This window comes from Brevibacillus sp. 7WMA2 (assembly GCF_010748895.1).
In the GTDB taxonomy this organism is placed as follows: domain Bacteria; phylum Bacillota; class Bacilli; order Brevibacillales; family Brevibacillaceae; genus Brevibacillus_B; species Brevibacillus_B halotolerans.
In genome coordinates this window covers 657,341-674,943 of the sequence record NZ_CP048799.1, presented here as the reverse complement: position 1 = coordinate 674,943, position 17,603 = coordinate 657,341, and the positions used below count along the sequence as shown (strand labels likewise).

Below are 17,603 nucleotides of genomic sequence, written 5' to 3'. Positions count from 1 at the left end.
TCGAAAAAGAGAACAAGTAAAAAGCTCCCTAACTACAAGGGACTGTCCTGACTTCTTGAATGGGAGGGAATGGAATGAATCAAAGCTATATGGAGCAAACAAAATCAGCTTCAGCAGCCGTGCGACCATCAAAACAAAAACGACTAAGCACTCCCAAACGCAAGGGAATATTAGTCGCTGGTATTGTGCTACTCTGGGGTGGATTGTGCTTTGGCGGTTTTTTGCTTGCCCAAAGTTATATCTCTGCTTCACAGAGTTATCTGGATCAGCGCATAAGCATGGTGGAAGCCAAAAATGATGAGTTGATGAAGATGATTGAAACACAAATGGGAGATGTACAGTCCGAGATGAATGGAATTAAAGAGGAATTAGCATTAACTGGTGAGACCATCTCTGGAACAGACAAGACGAAGCAAGCTCTGTCACAACGAATTACAACATTAGATAAACAATTGGCGGAACTGAAGGGCTCTTTGAAAAAACTGGAGGATGCTGCTCGTGCTTTCTAGGCTGAATCTGTTTTTTGTTTTATTGCTGGCTCCCCTTTGTGGGATTCTGCTTGCTTTTGCCAAGCCCTCACCCTTGGAAGCCAATATGGACAAGCTATCGTTAAAAAGTGCTCAACTCGCTGCCCAAATGTCGGAGCTGGAAAAAGCCTCTAATGAAACGAAAGACATTTTGGCAAGTCTACGTAAAACGGCTGATCAGGATAAAAAAGAAGCAGAGCATTATCAGAAGCAGCTTGATAATCTTGTCGCAGCTAGCAAAAACCAGACGAAGCAATCTACTGGATTACTAGATGAAATCCTAGCAAACCTGCTAGGAGATCCAATTGGACAAAACTTCGGTAAAAATTCGCGAATTAAAGTGTACTCGCTTAAAGAAGCTGGATATAGCGGCTACATGGCAAAAGTCCATCTGTTTAACCCCAATGCGCTGAAAATGGTCTTGGCCAACGATAGCGTTTATAGTAGAGGGGAAACAACAAGTCATGCAGCAAAACGAAAAGGTGCCGTCTTAGCAGTGAATGCAGGTGGTTTTGATAAGCGCAATGGTAAACTTGCCCCACTCGGCATTACAGTGGTAGATGGACAGGTCAAGACATTTTCCAATAATCCGAATCTAAGCTTTGTCGGCTTTAATAAAAATGGTCGCTTGCACAGTGGACGTCTTACCTCACAGGAGCAAGTGAAAAAGAACGGCATCATGCAGGGAGCGAGCTTCTTGCCAATCCTTTTGGAAAATGGTCAGAAAAAAGCAATTCCAAAAGCATGGGCAAACCGGCGTGAACCACGTACACTGATCGGAAATTTTGAAAATGGTGATCTGTTATTTATCGTAATTGACGGACGCAATAAAGGTGGCAGTAAAGGGGTTACCCTAGAGGAGGCCCAACGTAAATTGCTTGAGTTTAAAGTACGTGACGCATACAACCTAGATGGTGGAAGTTCCAGTGTCTTTTATTATAATGGTAAAGTTTTAAACCATCCTTCTAGCGGGCGTGAATTATCTTTGACTACTCATTTAGTAGTTCTTCCTTAACTTTTTTCGTACTACACGATTCATTACAAAACGCGTTCCTGAGGTCGACATAAACAGGGACGCGTTTTGTTTTTCCTTATAGACTATCAAATTATGCTTCCTTCAACTGCTTTAGTAACCGATCTGTAATCACATCTAACTTTTCAAAATATACTGCTTGCTCATTTTGATTAACGATCTGATCTCGGAACCATTTAGCTTGAATCAAATGCTCCTTCGCTCTTTGGATTGTCTGATTATATTTTTTCAATATGGTACGTAATTGAAAGGCATACTTCTGGTCCGTAAATGGAGTAATTGCTCGTTCATACATATCAATAACGCGATCAGAGCTACGGCTGGGAAGATATTCATGCGGGGCTGTACTATCAAAAATCGCTACATTAGCTTCCGGTACAATAACCATGTCTAAGCTATTTGGATCTAAGGCACAATGATAAATTTCCATGTCAAAACCACGCTGTTTGGCTTCCTGCACTACCTTTTTTAACAATGTAGACTTCCCTGAACCAGGACGTCCTTTAATAAAATACCGCACGATCTCTTCCGTTAGGCTCATAATATAATCCACATTACCATTTGGCGTAGCTGCCCCAAAATAACATTCTTGCACACGTGATTCCTTCTGTAAAAAAACATCCCCAAAGATTGTTTGGCAGACTTCCTCTGCTGCCTTGTTGGCTTTCTCAAAATCTAGATTACTTATATAAATTCTCTCCCAATCATCATGAACAAACAACGCATCACGATAAGAAGCATACGCTGCTTCTAATTCGGCCTCCATTTGTTCTTCGTATTCCCTATTTTGATACTCTGATTGGGTAAGCCTTGTTACATCACAAGCTTCTTTTATATCAATAACAGTTCGTTTAAATCTTGATTTGTCGGCAACTGCCTTCTCATAAATGTTCCCATCTAAAATGGCAATTCGTTGGGTTGGTAATAGCAGAGCATCTATATCTTTTTGCTCCCAAGGAGAATGAACCACTTGTATGGTATCCCCTTGTTCAGCCAACCTCTGTTGGATCGATGCAAGAACAGTCGACTTCCCGGTACCGATCGGGCCATCTATCAGGTACAGGTAATTTATATCTTGTAAAATGGAATCATAAAAGCTGTAATACCCTTTGGAGGTATAGACTGCTGCGAAAATATGGCGTACATGGTTTGGCATATGAAATCCCCCCTCTTCATTGTCATAGACGAACAACACCCCTACGTAACACACGGTTAGATGTCAGATGAATACACCCAGTCAACCTCTCGGACACTTTGCTGGTCATATCCGCTTCCTATACTATATGCAAGCTCACTAAGTGTGTTGAAAGCATCCTTTACAATTTATAAAGCATCAGCTAAACTTATGCATGCAATCGTTCGATATTCAATAATTCAAACTTAAACTATTTATCAGAAATCAAAGGTGTTAAAAGTGAATAATAGGAGGGTAGAAATGAAACAATCCCTTGCGTTTCTGCAATCATTTTGGGCTATCAATAGGATCACATCTAAATTGACCCAGCTAGATGCTGCCGATGCTGGCCTTACCTTGCAACAGTTAGCTATTTTACATGTCATACGCTTCCATCCAGAGTTAAAAACATTGAAACAATTAACAGATCGCTTGTTAACAGCTAAAAGCACTCTGAGTATTTCTATAGATGGACTAGTAACGCTTGGATATCTTACCAGAGAACCTTCTCAAGATAGACGCGAAACTATTTTGTCGTTGACACCTGAAGGACACAAGTTATCTCAAACGATCAATAATCACTCTTCTGCTCATCATGTTATGGAAACGGCTTTACAAAGCATGGACCCTGAAGATGTGGATACCTTACTTAGATTGTTAAAATCCTTACATACGCAGCTAAACAGCCTTAAAACGGGAGTACATTAATTTAGATAATACCAGCGTAGTATCAGCTACGCCGGTATTATCTCATTTTCATATGGAAGTTATAAATTAAAACCATTTTATTATCGATAAAATCCTCTATTATTTTTATCAGGCTTCTTTTTTATTCGTTGCAAATTAGGAGTCAAAAGTGCATTTTTGAAAGGATGAATTCTTCCCCCTGCTACTTTTATCAAGCCCGATTTAGTTTAATCCCTCCCATTCATCTATTATTTTTTGCTTCCTTAATTATATGGATTGTTTTTATTCATCTCTCCTCTGCTTTTCCATGGAGCTCAATATTCAGGAAAGAAACGTTATTTGTAAGAACTAGTTATAAAATTATTTTGCTAATATACGGTCTTTTATTATCTCTGCTTTTTTACATCTGTACGCTTTTATGTGAGTAAGCTTTTTAATCTTCTTTATGTGATTTTTATATAATCTATTACTCTAGGCAATTCTTTCAAAATTGGGGTTCGATCTAATGATACTTACCGTTCCCTTAATAGAATGGGCAACATACGATGTACTAGCACCAAAACCTTTTTCATGAAAGTGGTGGTTTAGTTGCCCTTTAGTAACAAAATTGTAAATGGTGATTTTGAAACGGGAACCTTGATCCCGTGGAGCTTTACAAATGTAGCAATTACTAATCTACAAAGTCATTCCGGTTTTTTTAGTGCACGATTATTTGGAACTACAGCAAATAGTCTATTGTTTCAAGCTGTACCTGTAACACCTGGAGATAGCTTCGAATTTTTTCTATCCATTGCAAAATTAGGTACTTTATTGAGTCCTCAAGTAAATATTGCCCTTCTCTATTTAGATGTGGCAGCTACCCCTGTTGGTATTGGACTTAATATTACAATACCTATAGGCCATCTTCCGGATAACGCAGATAATATTTGGACTACAATTTATGAAACCACTACTGTTGTTCCAGCAACGGCTACTCAAGCTTTGCTTATTATTAATAAAATTCCTACCCTAACTACTGCGGATATAGTTGTTGATGACATCGAATTATTACAGGTTAGTGGAGGGGCTACTGGGCCTACCGGAGCTACTGGACCGACTGGACCTACCGGTGACACTGGCGCTACTGGACCGACTGGCGACACCGGACCGACTGGTCCAACTGGCGACATCGGACCGACTGGACCTACCGGTGACATTGGACCAACTGGTCCGACTGGCGACACCGGACCGACTGGACCGACTGGCGACATCGGACCGACTGGACCTACCGGTGACACTGGCGCTACTGGACCGACTGGTGACACCGGACCGACTGGACCTACCGGTGACACTGGCGCTACTGGACCTACCGGTGACACTGGCGCTACTGGACCTACCGGTGACACTGGCGCTACTGGACCTACCGGTGACATCGGACCGACTGGCGACATCGGACCAACTGGACCTACCGGAGACACTGGCGCTACTGGACCTACCGGAGACATCGGACCGACTGGACCTACCGGTGACACTGGCGCTACTGGACCGACTGGTGACACTGGACCAACTGGTCCGACTGGCGACATCGGACCGACTGGACCTACCGGAGACATTGGACCGACTGGCGACACCGGACCGACTGGACCGACTGGCGACATCGGACCGACTGGACCTACCGGAGACATCGGACCGACTGGACCGACTGGTGACACCGGACCGACTGGACCTACCGGAGACACCGGACCAACTGGACCGACTGGCGACATCGGACCGACTGGACCTACCGGAGACACCGGACCAACTGGACCTACTGGCGACACCGGACCGACTGGACCTACCGGAGACACCGGACCAACGGGACCTACCGGAGACACCGGACCGACTGGACCTACCGGAGACATCGGACCGACTGGTCCAACTGGCGACATCGGACCGACTGGACCTACCGGAGACACCGGACCGACTGGTCCAACTGGCGACATCGGACCGACTGGTCCGACTGGTGACACTGGCGCTACTGGACCGACTGGCGACATCGGATCGACTGGACCTACCGGAGACATCGGACCGACTGGTCCAACTGGCGACATTGGACCAACTGGTCCGACTGGAGACACTGGACCAACTGGACCAACTGGTGCTACTGGACCTACCGGAGACACTGGCGCTACTGGACCGACTGGCGACACTGGACCAACGGGACCTACCGGAGACATCGGACCGACTGGTCCAACTGGCGACATCGGACCGACTGGACCTACCGGAGACATCGGACCGACTGGCGACACTGGACCAACTGGACCGACTGGCGACACCGGACCAACTGGTCCAACTGGCGACATCGGACCGACTGGACCTACCGGAGACACCGGGCCAACTGGACCTACTGGCGACACCGGACCGACTGGACCTACCGGAGACACCGGACCGACTGGACCTACCGGAGACACTGGCGCTACTGGACCGACTGGCGACACCGGGCCGACTGGACCGACTGGCGACACTGGACCAACTGGACCTACCGGAGACACCGGACCGACTGGACCTACCGGAGACACTGGCGCTACTGGACCGACTGGACCTACTGGCGACATCGGACCGACTGGTCCAACTGGCGACATCGGACCGACTGGACCTACCGGCGACACCGGACCGACTGGACCTACCGGAGACATCGGACCGACTGGTCCAACTGGCGACATCGGACCGACTGGACCTACTGGTGACACTGGCGCTACTGGACCGACTGGCGACACCGGACTAACTGGACCTACCGGAGACACCGGACCGACTGGACCTACCGGAGACATCGGACCGACTGGTCCAACTGGCGACATTGGACCGACTGGACCTACCGGAGACATTGGACCAACTGGACCGACTGGTGACACTGGACCGACTGGACCTACCGGAGACATTGGACCAACTGGACCGACTGGCGACATCGGACCAACTGGACCTACCGGAGACACCGGACCGACTGGACCGACTGGTAACACTGGACCGACTGGCGACATCGGACCGACTGGACCTACCGGGGACACCGGACCAACTGGACCTACCGGAGACACCGGACCAACTGGTCCTACCGGAGACACCGGACCGACTGGACCGACTGGTGACACCGGACCGACTGGTCCAACTGGCGACACTGGACCAACTGGTCCTACCGGAGACACCGGACCGACTGGACCTACCGGAGACATTGGACCAACTGGACCAACTGGACCGACTGGCGACATCGGACCGACTGGGCCTACCGGAGACACTGGCGCTACTGGACCGACTGGTGACACCGGACCGACTGGACCGACTGGCGACACCGGACCAACTGGTCCAACTGGCGACATCGGACCGACTGGACCTACCGGCGACACCGGACCGACTGGACCTACCGGAGACATCGGACCAACTGGACCGACTGGACCGACTGGCGACATCGGACCAACTGGTCCTACCGGCGACATTGGACCAACTGGTCCTACCGGCGACATCGGACCAACTGGTCCTACCGGCGACATCGGACCAACTGGTCCTACCGGAGACACTGGCGCTACTGGACCGACTGGTGACACCGGACCGACTGGTCCAACTGGCGACATCGGACCGACTGGACCTACCGGAGACATCGGACCAACTGGACCAACTGGCGACACTGGACCGACTGGACCTACCGGAGACATCGGACCAACTGGACCGACTGGTGACATCGGACCGACTGGACCTACCGGAGACACTGGCGCTACTGGACCTACCGGAGACATCGGACCGACTGGACCGACTGGCGACACTGGACCAACTGGACCGACTGGCGACATCGGATCGACTGGACCTACCGGAGACATCGGACCGACTGGTCCAACTGGCGACATTGGACCAACTGGACCGATTGGCGACACTGGACCAACTGGTGCTACTGGTGCTACTGGACCTACCGGAGACACTGGCGCTACTGGACCGACTGGCGACATCGGGCCAACTGGACCGACTGGACCGACTGGACCAGCTGGAGTGTTCTCTCCTTCTTACGGTTTCTTCGAATTAAGCAAGACTATGTTAATATCTTCAAATGAAGCCATACCTTTTGATATTACTGGTCCATCTCATGGAGGAATTTCACAATCTGATGCAACCACTATCAGCGTTACTCAGGGAGGAGACTATTCCATTTGCTTCCTTGTAACAGTGAATCCAATCAGCGCATTGCAACCAGATTATATCGAAGTTGGCTTGACAATTAATAACAAAGAAATTCCTGGTTTCAAAACTTCCACAGTAACTTCAAACACTGACTCTACAGGTACTATCCAAATCTCAAGAGAAGCTATTGTGACAATACCGTCTAACTCCACTCTGCAACTGAGAAATTTACTGAATAATGCTTTCACTATCAATAGCAGCAGTGTAAGTGGAGTCATAATAAAAATTATTAAATTAAACTAAAAATCTAAAAAAGAAAGGCGATGAATATCGCCTTTCTTTTTTAGTAAAACTAAAAGTTCTATGTATCTATATCTTGCATCAAGAATCCTAAGCATCTTGATTCCCCCCTCTGCACTATTCCTTTCAATTTGTTCAAGAATCCATTTCTTTACAAGATCATTCTGCTCCAATATAGTAGAGAACATGTAATTCGAAAGGGTGAACAAAAGTCCAATGATCAACTAATCCTATTTTTAATGAAAATTTCGTATCATACGAAACACTTTCTAGATAGGATTAGTACGGGCTTTTTTAATTTTTAGATGAAATAATTCTGCCTTTATCATGTGGATTATTTCTGTTCATGATTAGCCAACCTCCTCCTATCCATAAAGTGGATTAGGAGTTTTTTTGTTGTATAAAATTTAGACATTTTCATTCTAATCCAAAAGGAGTAAATTATTATGAATGGGGCTAATCATAAGATGGAGGGCTTTTCTACCTATCCCTTCAACATTTTCGGGCATGGATAGGAAAAGTTTACATCAGCTATCGAAGAACTTCCATATAAAGGAGACACCGTGGTTGGAAACGATGTTTGGATAGGTATGAATGCTTGTATCATGCCAGGAGTGAAAATTGGAGACGGTGCAATTATTGCCGCCAAATCAGTTGTAACCAAAGACGTTCAACCTTATACGATTGTAGGTGGGAATCCCTCCAAGGAGCTGAAGAAGCGATTTTCAGACGACATCATTGCAGCCCTGCTCGATGTGGCATGGTGGGAATGGGACATTGAAAAAATCTCAAATCACATTGATATCATTATGAATGGAGATCGTACGGCATTGCTACATATGAAATAAGCCGCACAAATGCACCTTCATAAAATGCAAAAAACGCTAATCCCTTCTCTGATAAGATTAGCGTTTTTTCTCATTTCCATTTTTTAATGTAGTAGACCATTGCCCCAAAGAGAACCAGAGCAACTATTCCAAAAAGTATTGCATCTATGACAGCCCGAGACATTAAAAACTCTCCTTTTATATAAACACTCCCCTATTATAGTACAAAACATGTAACATGAACATTGCCAAACTTTCGATGATACCCGAGTTCGCAAAAACATCCCGAGTAAAAGCCCCTGTTAAAAAAAGGAGGTAGCTTTTATCGGGATGTACTGTCCTTCGTTATTCCGTTGTGTGCGGAGCCTGTCCCACATGATTACTAAAGATACTAGCAGCGGATGGTTGTTGCTCCCCATGAGAAATGGTATGATCTAGCGTTTGAGCATGCATAGCTTGATTTCCTACTCCACTTGGTACATTTTGATTGCTGTGCTGCACATCAACACTTCCTGAAGTCCCAGAATAATTAGCATACGTATGCTGAGGTAAAATCGATGCGCTTGGTTGATTCATGTGTTGGACTTGTGAGACCAGTTGTGGAGATGGCTTAACTGGTTGATTCATAAGAGGAGAATGTAGACCAAATGATTGGTTCATAGTGGGCTGATATGTATTAATCATGGTCTGCGTGGTTACTTCCTTCAAAGTAGCCACCTGATAATAGCCTCTCTGGTTCATGTACTGCCACACTTCATATGCCATATCTGCACAATTAACAGCAGCTTGTGATAGTGCCCGTCGCAACGTTGGGTCTGCACATTCCAATGTCGCCGTCATTTTAATAGTCGCCGCAGATTTATGTAATCCCAACATGCAACTAGCAATATCGCGATCATCTATTTCCTGTGGAGAAGTAGAAGGAGCTAACGGAGTAGGTTGACGCAAACCATATGTAGGTTGTGAATATCCCAAAATTTTCAAATGACGCTCTTGGATGGGTTTCTGATAATTTGTCTGTTGCAAAATAGAAATGAGCATGTTGTAGGATTGCAAATGAAATTGCAGTTGATTCTCCAATATACTCATTAATTGCGGATCTTTCACATACGAACGATACATTTGCATATTGTTGCCAGTGTTAATCATGCCATCTAAGACTTCATGTAAATCTAGCACCTCATGTGCACCTAATCCTGCTGCCATACATGAAAACCCCCTTGGTTTGATAGAAATCAGAGTTATATCCCTAATTAGGATTCCCTGTTTTTCCGTGTTTTATGACCAAAGAGGGTTGCCTTTTATGAAAAATATTCCTCACGAAGCTGAGTTAATTGATGTAGCGCAAGGTTAGCATACTCATCGCCGCGCTCACGCAATTGCTCTTCTAGCTTTTGCAATGCCTGCTGTAAAGAGTCGGGATAGGATGGCACACCTTCTCCTGAATAGGGTTGCAAAACGGCTGTAGGAACATATACCTTTTCAAGATAAGCCATTGCTTTGCGCTGATGAAACAAAGGTACATTCGTTTCATATAAATTATGTAAATCACCTTGTGTAGGGTGTGTGAGCACTGCTAATGTTTTGACTAACGCTTTACTTGGCGTCAGTTCTATAATCTCACTAATATATTCGCCTGTTCGATGTCTTACTGTAACGATATCACCTAGTTGTAGAGATCGTTCTGACATATTACTACACCTGCTTTCTTCGTTTGTATCCTAGCGGAGAAACATAAACCAGCCAATAATAAACACACAAATGACCATTAACCCAATAAAAGTAATAATGACAACCTTAGCTTCCTTATTTACTCTAGGCTCTGTATGATTTTGTGGTTGTTGATCCTGGTTTTGTGACATGTGTATTTCCCTCCGTCATCGTTTTATAGCTGATGCTCCTATTGTAGCAGATGCAGGTAGGATACGAACAGATGACAACTTTTTATGTAAAAAATCATATCTATTATTATGAAAAAGGAACCCCATCTGGGGCGATGAGGTTCCTAGGAAGCGTATTCTTTTACTCGTAAAAGTTTTATCTTAAAGTCAATATAAGAAATTAATTTTTGTAAGGTTTCTACTTCCGATTCGGTGGCTTGCAGAAGATTAAGAGTGTCTGCGCAATGAGCGTCTCCCTTTGTCATGATAAGTTGCGAGAGAGATTTTTCACTTTGTTCTAAATAATGTACATATCTTTGTTTATCTTCATGTAGCTCCTCTAGCATTTCAAGTAAATCTTTTGACATATAGGTTACCTCCTCTTGCTTCCAGTTCCGATTTTAAATTCTTATCTATAGGATAGAGTGAAACAGTCGCTTGTACAAGTTAATTTATTTGCACATTTTCTACAAGAATAGACAAGCGTTTATTTTTATGCATGAAAGAAGGGCTGCTATTGTTTACTCTCACAAAACATTGTGAAGCAAAGAATAACAACCCTTACTAGCGTTCGGTTCTCTCATTTACATAAAGCTTACTCTCTCTTAACGTATCTCCTATTTGTTTAGTCATCCTACAAATACATAAATCAAGCTAAGATACATTTGATGTGCTTTTTGTGGGCTTTTGTCGACTTTTTTTCACTATGTTCAACTGAAAGCAAGTAAAACTGTCTATGTTATTTTAACTAAGAACGAAAACACGTTCCTCGTCTGGTTCCATTGTCCCTGTGCGTGGCACTCCAAGCTGTACTCTCCGTTGTATTTGCAAACGCTCCATACTACGTCGCTTCATCTGAATTTCCCTGTAAAAACTACAATGGGTAGCACAGAACTGATTGTTCCGCTTTTTTTGACCAGGACGGCGATGAAGCAGAGGCAAATTGCAAGACTGACACTGATTTAACATAGCACAGATTTCTAAGCGTGCTGCTTTTAATTCTTGCATACTCTTCCCGCCTTTCTATCGTTATCTTAGCGAGTACATAAAGCAGGAGTATGGAGGAAATGTGGAAATCATGTAGGAAATGGTTGCTTATAATTTTATTATGTAAACAAAAATCAGTAGCCTCTTGATAGATGCGTTACGATAATGGATACCCTAAAAGGCATAACTTTCCCCTTAAACAGTTTTAGAAGTGCCAAAAAGGATTTGCATTGCTATACTTACATCAAGCGAAAATAACAGAAAATTCAGCCAAACATTTTTTGCTTCAACCAAAAAGGAGGGCAAATCAAATGAAACATAGTGAAAAATCTACATGGGGACAACTTCATCGCAAAAGTCAGCATGCGATTGATCCTATTTATTTAAATCGCTGGTCTCCACGCTCATTTGCGGAAAAGCCTGTCGAATCTGAAAAATTATATCGCATATTTGAAGCGGCACGTTGGGCTCCATCAGGCAGTAATGAACAGCCTTGGCGATATATTTTGGCATGCTCACCAGAAGATCGGGCTACCTTTCTGGAATTTATTATGTCTGGTAATACCGCTTGGTGTGACAAGGCTCCTGTGCTTGCCCTTCTCTTATCTCGCAAGCTTTCCTCACGCAATGAACCGCTTCGCTCTCATTCCTTTGATGCAGGCACATCATGGGGATATTTAGCACTAGAATGTGTTCGTCAGGGTCTGGTCACTCACGCAATGGGTGGCTTCTATCCTGACAAAGCCCGTGAGCTACTGAAGATTCCAGATGAATACGAGATTGAAGTCGTTATCGCGATTGGTTATCAGGGAGAAAAAGAAGCCTTATCAGAAGCCTTTCAAGAACGTGAGATGCCTAATTCTAGACGAGAATTAGACGAAACCATTTTTGAACGCAGATTTGGAGATCCATTTTCCTAATCATATGAAAATGAAATATATGGAAGCCCATCTAGCGAAAAACCATCCGGTAACTCAAAAAGACCAGAGTTGGTCTTACCCCTGTCAAGTAGACAGTATTAAAAAAGCCTAAGCAGCCAGTGTGTTTCGGTATTCCACCGGAGCACACTGGTTTAATTTTTTCTGGAATCGTTCATGGTTATAAAACCATATGTATTTTTTTATGGCTTGAAAGAGTTCTTCTTCTGTTTTACACTCAGAAAAGTACAATGTCTCGGTTTTGAGATGCGAAAAAAAGGATTCAATGCAGGCGTTATCGAGGCAGTTTCCTTTGCGAGAGTGGCTGCCTTTTATGCCAAGTTCCTTTATTAGCTTATTGTACTGCTTAGACGTGTACTGGAAACCCTGATCAGAATGCAGGATCGCTTCCTGCACGTCTCTTTTTTTGCTCAGTTGTTCCACAGTATCCAATACGAGCTGTAAGTCATTTCGATGAGAAATCTTCCAACTAACAACTTCGTTGTTATAGAGATCCTGGATGACTGAGAGATAGTAAAATCGATTTTGAAACGATACAAAGGTGATATCTGTTACAAACAAGTGATTTGGCTTGTCCGTTTTAAACTTACGGTTAAGTAAATTAGGATGAATAACAGATACTGTTTTACCAAAATAACGTCTCTTCTTTCGGATAATAGACCGAAGGTTTAGCTCCTTCATCAACCGGTATACTCGTTTGTGATTCACATTCCATCCTTTCTTTCTTAATGCAATTTGCATTCTTGGATATCCGAAGTATGGATGAGCTTGGTGGATCGCTATTAGATGTTCCTTCAGATTTTGATTCTGCTCTTGTCTCAATGATGGTTTTCCTTTTGCGTTGAGCCATTTGTAGTAACCGGATCGAGACACTCTCGCAATTTCCACTAACCAAGTAAGGGGATATTTTTTACGTAGCTCATTTATGATTAAAAACCGATTTACTTTCCATACCTTCCCCCCAGATGCAGATTCGGATTGCGCTTTTTTAGGTATTCTACCTGCGCTTTAAGATAATCTCTTTCTTCTTCCACAGTAGCAAATTTGGTGCGTGGACGACCAATAAAAGGGTGGTCACCAGAACGGCTCTTCCCTCGTTTATCCATAACCCCTTCTCCGCTATTGAACTTTCGAACCCACTGCTTAACCTGAGTTGAACTTGGTATTCCTAATGCTTTAGTTATCGCTTTATAAGACATCCCTTTTTCTTGATACAAATTTACAGCCTTCAGCTTAAACTCCTCGGAATAACGTTTGAATTTTTGACCTTTTTTAGCCATAGGAAATCCCCTCCAAGTAGAGTGTACCACCCACCGTCAGGTGGGCGGGCTTTTTACACTGTCTACTCAAAGGGGATAATACCAAGTATCTCTTCACGCCTCTCTGGTCTTTTCTCTCAAAGTAGAAGAACAGCAACGATTGTTGTCGCACCTAGTCCGATTAAAACTGGGATCAAGTTGCGCCTCGCTAACTCAAACGGACTGACACCACAAATCGCTGCCGCTGGGATTAACGCCCAAGGAACTAGAGTACCACCACCAACCCATATGGCTGCAACCTGACCTAAAGCCGTAAGAGTGGCAACACCATCATACATCGAAGAAGCAAAAAGATGGGACACCGACCCAGTCAAACTAATACCAGAGAATCCTGAGCCATCTAAACCAGTTATTATTCCGACTCCCGCAACAGTCGCTGCTGCTACTTCCTTGGTTAACGGAATGGTCTGAGCCAAAGCAACCCCAAGATCATTCACTATTCCCTGAGAATGAACAGGTAAAATTTCACCAAATACCTTGATAAAACCACTATCTCCCATGTAAAAAAAGGCTGCTATTGGAATAACAGGCCCAAACACTTTGAAGCCGAATTGAAACCCTTGGATGAGATACTCTGTAGTCTTTTCCAAGCCCCTTTTTTTGTGCATAGACATAGTGACAAGCAACATAATTGACATGGCTGTGCCACCAACTAAAGCTGTTGCATCCCCTCCCCTTAGATCAAAAAGCCACATAGCTAGAACATCTAAGGCAAACAAGGCGGGAACTAAAATAGAAAAAGCAATACGCACTGGCTTTGAAAGCAAGGGAATATCTGTTGAAGCATCCTCCCTTATTTCCCCTTTTTCCTCCACAAAAGCTTTATTTGGTAACAAGCCTGAATCGGCTTGCAATTTTCCTTTTTTCATATCTCGACGTAATAAAAAAAACGCAACACTTGTTGAAACAAGTCCCATGACCATGATTAAAGGGACGCTTGCACGTATGACATCCTCCACTGCTATCCCAGCAGCTCCTGCAGTAAGGGTGGGTGCGCCTTGAATAATAAAATCACTAGATAATGCTATCCCATGACCAAATAAATTCATCGCTATGGCAACGCCTATTGCTGGTAACCCTATTCGAACAGCAACAGGGAGCACAACAGCACCAATTAAAGCCACTGCTGGTGATGGCCAGAAAAACCATGAGATCACCATCATAAAAACCCCAATGATCCAGTAAGCTGGGCCTGGTGCCTTGATAAAATACGTCATAGGTGTAATCATTGTTTCATTTACTCCAGAAGCTGATAATACTAGGGTCATGGCAACAATTACGCAAATAATGAGAATGGTAGGTAATAACTCATTGATAGCATAAATGAAGCTATTAAAGATTCCCTCTACTGCTGTATACAAGGAGCCACTTGCCACAAAACCCAATACAGCAATCCCTACTATACTGATAAGACTTGTGTCTCTCCTCAGCACCATTAGCAAAATAATGAGCAGGATAAAAAAAACGTATATCCAATGAAGCCATCCAAACTCAACCTGCATCAGTTCCAACACCCCTCCCCTTTTGTACCATATGCCTAAAGGAGAGGGTGGGTGAATGCACATATCTTTATTTCAATGGTTTTCCAGCTTTTTCTACAGGATCTGTAGCTGATGTTGTGGACCGTTGTTTATTAACAATGATAATGCCCCCAGCTACACAAACCAGAGCAACTAATACCACGAGATGAATGGCTTCTTGTAGCATAACGGAGGAAAGAAGAACCCCAAACACGGGAATCAAAAATAAATACATGGAAACATTCCCTACTTTGTTGTACTTCATGATGTTGTTCCATAATACAAAACCAGCACCTGAAATAAATGCCAAATAGAGCAACATCAGGCTGGTGTCCCAATCAAACTGAAAAGGCATTATCCCTACCTGACTAGCTCCAACTGCAAGTAAACCTAATCCCCCTAGTAGCATTTGATACGAGGTCAAATATAGAATATCGAGATGAGCTGCTTCCTGCTTTGATAAAATATTTCCCAACCCACCACAAAACATAGCAGCCAATAAACAAATCTCTCCTATTCCAAATGTGATTGCCATTGAACCTCCACTCGGTAAATTAACAATAATAACACCTAGAAATCCAATCGCTAATCCCACACATTTTCGAATACTTAATGAATCATTTTTATACATAAAATGAGCTAGGATAATCTGAAAAAAGGAAGTAGTTCCTGCAATAATGGAGCCTTGAATCCCTGAACTATAGCTAAGGCCAATATAAAAAAAGATATATTGCAAAAATGTTTGAAAAGCTCCGACCCTTACCAATCGCTTCAAGGAGCCTGTTTGATACGCTAACTGTTTACGAAGCAAAAACATCACCAATAAGATTCCAAGGGCAGCCAGCACAAAACGATAGCCAGCAAAAAGCATCTGTTCAAAGATATCTGACTTTGCGATCTGTAAATGCTCATAGCTTTTTTTAATAAACGGGAAAGAACTTCCCCATAAAAAGGTAGTGACTGTGGCAGCAACAGCAATACCCGCGGGATGTGTAAAGAATTTTTCAGCTTTCATACATTCGTTTCTCCTTCTACTCCTGTCAGCTTTTATAACATGTAGTATTCCTTGTCCATCCTCGAAACGAAAAAAAGCAGGCGGTAGCCGGTCTATTCCTTAGAACTCGGGCGCCTGAATATTTGTATTTCCGTTATATTCGAGGTAACTCGTGCCACCAAAGCTGTGCTATTGTTGTGAAGCCAAATACTTTGCATATTGAATGGGACGTTCAATCGCTTGCTGGTAGGTTTTCATTTGTCCTAATTCCCGGAAAATTTCCCGGCCAGGCTTAGGATTTACCTCGATCAGCCAAATAAGTCCATTTACATCGATGCCAATATCAAGGGCAAGCTCCAGCATCCGGCCAAAATGCCGTTCGACTGTGAGAGCAGTCCGTTTTGCTAATTGATGACACTCTTTTTTAATCATCTGTGCTCTTTCTGCTCCAAATAACGATTCCAAAAACGAAGCTAACTCTTTTGCCTGTCCCCCACCATGCAGATTAGAGGTAGCTGAATGAATTGGGCCAATCCGAACACCCATTCCAGTCACATCCCAGACACCTGTTTCTTCCTTCTGAATGAGTAAACGGACATCAACTGATCTTGCAGGTAGCAGGTCTATGTGCAAGCCTTGCTGTACAATCCATTTATCCTTCCTTTTCCATGTATCCAGCCATTTGGTTGTTTTCATGAGTGTTTTACATGTAGCTTTGATTTTCTTTCGCTGATCATTTCTTCCCAATAGCTCATAATGATTCCCTACACGTTCCACCTTTACGATCCCTCTGCCACCCGTACCATTGACTGGCTTTATATACACAAGAGAATAGCTTCCTAGCAATTTCGCTATTCTCTCTTCTGTATACAAATAGGTTTCCGGTAGCCACTTTACCATAGAAGGCTCTGCGGACAAGACCTGGTGTACCTTCCATTTGTTAGCGAGTCGATTATTTGCATAATGCATGTGATTTCGCTTACGAAAATCTAGATACTTTTTGAAAGCCTGATCAGATCGATAACGATAGCGATCAATCACCACATCCGGCCAAGGAAAGCGTTTAGAAAGCCACCCTTTGTCACCGGACCAAAAAAATCCTTGCACTAGCTTCGCTTTTTCATCTACATCTTGAGGGGAAAACAGGTACAGAATTACACCCAATCGCTTTGATGCTTGGAATAGCTTTTTAAAATAGCCAGGTTCTGCAAACGTCCGTCCTGATCGCCAGGTTAGCACACCGATGATGGTTTTTTTCATACCATCGCCCTTTCATGTGATCTCTAGGCATTGTATTC

General features: G+C 43.8%; 15 protein-coding genes and 1 pseudogene. 6 read left to right on the top strand and 10 right to left on the bottom strand.

From position 1 onward, the window contains the following. Positions 1 to 74: 74 nt before the first annotated feature. Both GOP56_RS02940 and GOP56_RS02935 read left to right on the top strand, forming a co-directional pair. Entirely contained in the window at positions 75 to 509 is a 435-nt protein-coding gene (locus GOP56_RS02940) for a hypothetical protein (RefSeq protein ID WP_003337179.1), read from the top strand. Then, a complete protein-coding gene (locus GOP56_RS02935) occupies positions 499 to 1,542 on the top strand; it encodes a phosphodiester glycosidase family protein (protein ID WP_003346080.1) in 1,044 nt (347 codons plus the stop codon). The genes GOP56_RS02940 and GOP56_RS02935 overlap by 11 nt, the downstream gene beginning before the upstream one ends. A gap of 91 nt (positions 1,543 to 1,633) precedes the next feature. On the opposite strand, the gene GOP56_RS02930 is transcribed toward GOP56_RS02935, so the two are convergent. Further along, positions 1,634 to 2,716 (bottom strand): hypothetical protein, encoded by a 1,083-nt coding sequence (locus GOP56_RS02930; RefSeq protein WP_163244447.1) that lies wholly within the window; start codon positions 2,714 to 2,716, stop codon positions 1,634 to 1,636. 279 nt (positions 2,717 to 2,995) lie between these two features. On the opposite strand from GOP56_RS02930, the gene GOP56_RS02925 reads away from it, so the two are divergent. The 3 genes and pseudogenes from GOP56_RS02925 to GOP56_RS02915 form a co-directional block, all read left to right on the top strand. Continuing rightward, positions 2,996 to 3,442, top strand: a complete 447-nt coding sequence (locus GOP56_RS02925; protein ID WP_096887544.1) for a MarR family winged helix-turn-helix transcriptional regulator — start codon at positions 2,996 to 2,998, stop codon at positions 3,440 to 3,442. Positions 3,443 to 4,009: 567 nt separating this feature from the next. Continuing rightward, complete coding sequence (locus GOP56_RS02920; protein ID WP_163244446.1) at positions 4,010 to 7,843, top strand: NTTRR-F1 domain; 3,834 nt, start codon at positions 4,010 to 4,012, stop codon at positions 7,841 to 7,843. Between the two features lie 440 nt (positions 7,844 to 8,283). Beyond that, positions 8,284 to 8,688: pseudogene (locus GOP56_RS02915) on the top strand (CatB-related O-acetyltransferase); the annotation flags it as partial. Between the two features lie 324 nt (positions 8,689 to 9,012). Here the strand turns inward: GOP56_RS02915 and GOP56_RS02910 are convergent. The 5 genes from GOP56_RS02910 to GOP56_RS02895 form a co-directional block, all read right to left on the bottom strand. Beyond that, positions 9,013 to 9,873 (bottom strand): spore coat protein, encoded by an 861-nt coding sequence (locus GOP56_RS02910; protein ID WP_163244444.1) that lies wholly within the window; start codon positions 9,871 to 9,873, stop codon positions 9,013 to 9,015. A 95-nt stretch (positions 9,874 to 9,968) separates the two neighbouring features. Then, positions 9,969 to 10,358, bottom strand: a complete 390-nt coding sequence (gene kapB / locus GOP56_RS02905) for a kinase-associated lipoprotein KapB (RefSeq protein ID WP_096887547.1) — start codon at positions 10,356 to 10,358, stop codon at positions 9,969 to 9,971. 30 nt (positions 10,359 to 10,388) lie between these two features. Continuing rightward, positions 10,389 to 10,529: a hypothetical protein gene (locus tag GOP56_RS23270; protein WP_003338653.1), complete on the bottom strand. Its 141-nt coding sequence runs from the start codon at positions 10,527 to 10,529 to the stop codon at positions 10,389 to 10,391. A 143-nt stretch (positions 10,530 to 10,672) separates the two neighbouring features. Next, on the bottom strand, positions 10,673 to 10,915 hold the full coding sequence (locus GOP56_RS02900) for a hypothetical protein (protein WP_101668075.1): 243 nt from the start codon (positions 10,913 to 10,915) through the stop codon (positions 10,673 to 10,675). A 376-nt stretch (positions 10,916 to 11,291) separates the two neighbouring features. Beyond that, positions 11,292 to 11,555, bottom strand: coding sequence for a hypothetical protein (locus tag GOP56_RS02895; RefSeq protein WP_163244443.1), 264 nt, complete (start codon positions 11,553 to 11,555; stop codon positions 11,292 to 11,294). Between the two features lie 290 nt (positions 11,556 to 11,845). Between GOP56_RS02895 and GOP56_RS02890 the strand changes: the two genes are divergently transcribed. Beyond that, positions 11,846 to 12,454, top strand: coding sequence for a nitroreductase family protein (locus GOP56_RS02890; RefSeq protein ID WP_163244442.1), 609 nt, complete (start codon positions 11,846 to 11,848; stop codon positions 12,452 to 12,454). Between the two features lie 108 nt (positions 12,455 to 12,562). Here the strand turns inward: GOP56_RS02890 and GOP56_RS02885 are convergent. From GOP56_RS02885 to GOP56_RS02870, 4 genes are all read right to left on the bottom strand, one after another. Then, positions 12,563 to 13,752, bottom strand: a protein-coding gene (locus GOP56_RS02885; protein ID WP_163244441.1) for an IS3 family transposase whose coding sequence is annotated in 2 segments (ribosomal slippage) — positions 12,563 to 13,464 and positions 13,464 to 13,752 — 1,191 coding nt in all. Because the reading frame shifts where the segments join, the coding sequence is not laid out codon by codon here. 116 nt (positions 13,753 to 13,868) lie between these two features. Continuing rightward, the gene (locus tag GOP56_RS02880; RefSeq protein ID WP_163246789.1) at positions 13,869 to 15,293 is read right to left on the bottom strand and encodes a hypothetical protein; all 1,425 of its coding nucleotides are present in this window, start codon (positions 15,291 to 15,293) and stop codon (positions 13,869 to 13,871) included. A 67-nt stretch (positions 15,294 to 15,360) separates the two neighbouring features. After that, positions 15,361 to 16,326: a DMT family transporter gene (locus GOP56_RS02875; protein ID WP_163244440.1), complete on the bottom strand. Its 966-nt coding sequence runs from the start codon at positions 16,324 to 16,326 to the stop codon at positions 15,361 to 15,363. Between the two features lie 168 nt (positions 16,327 to 16,494). After that, positions 16,495 to 17,565 carry a YheC/YheD family endospore coat-associated protein gene (locus GOP56_RS02870; protein WP_163244439.1) on the bottom strand — a complete coding sequence of 357 codons (1,071 nt, stop codon included), beginning with the start codon at positions 17,563 to 17,565 and terminating at the stop codon, positions 16,495 to 16,497. Positions 17,566 to 17,603 lie beyond the last annotated feature (38 nt).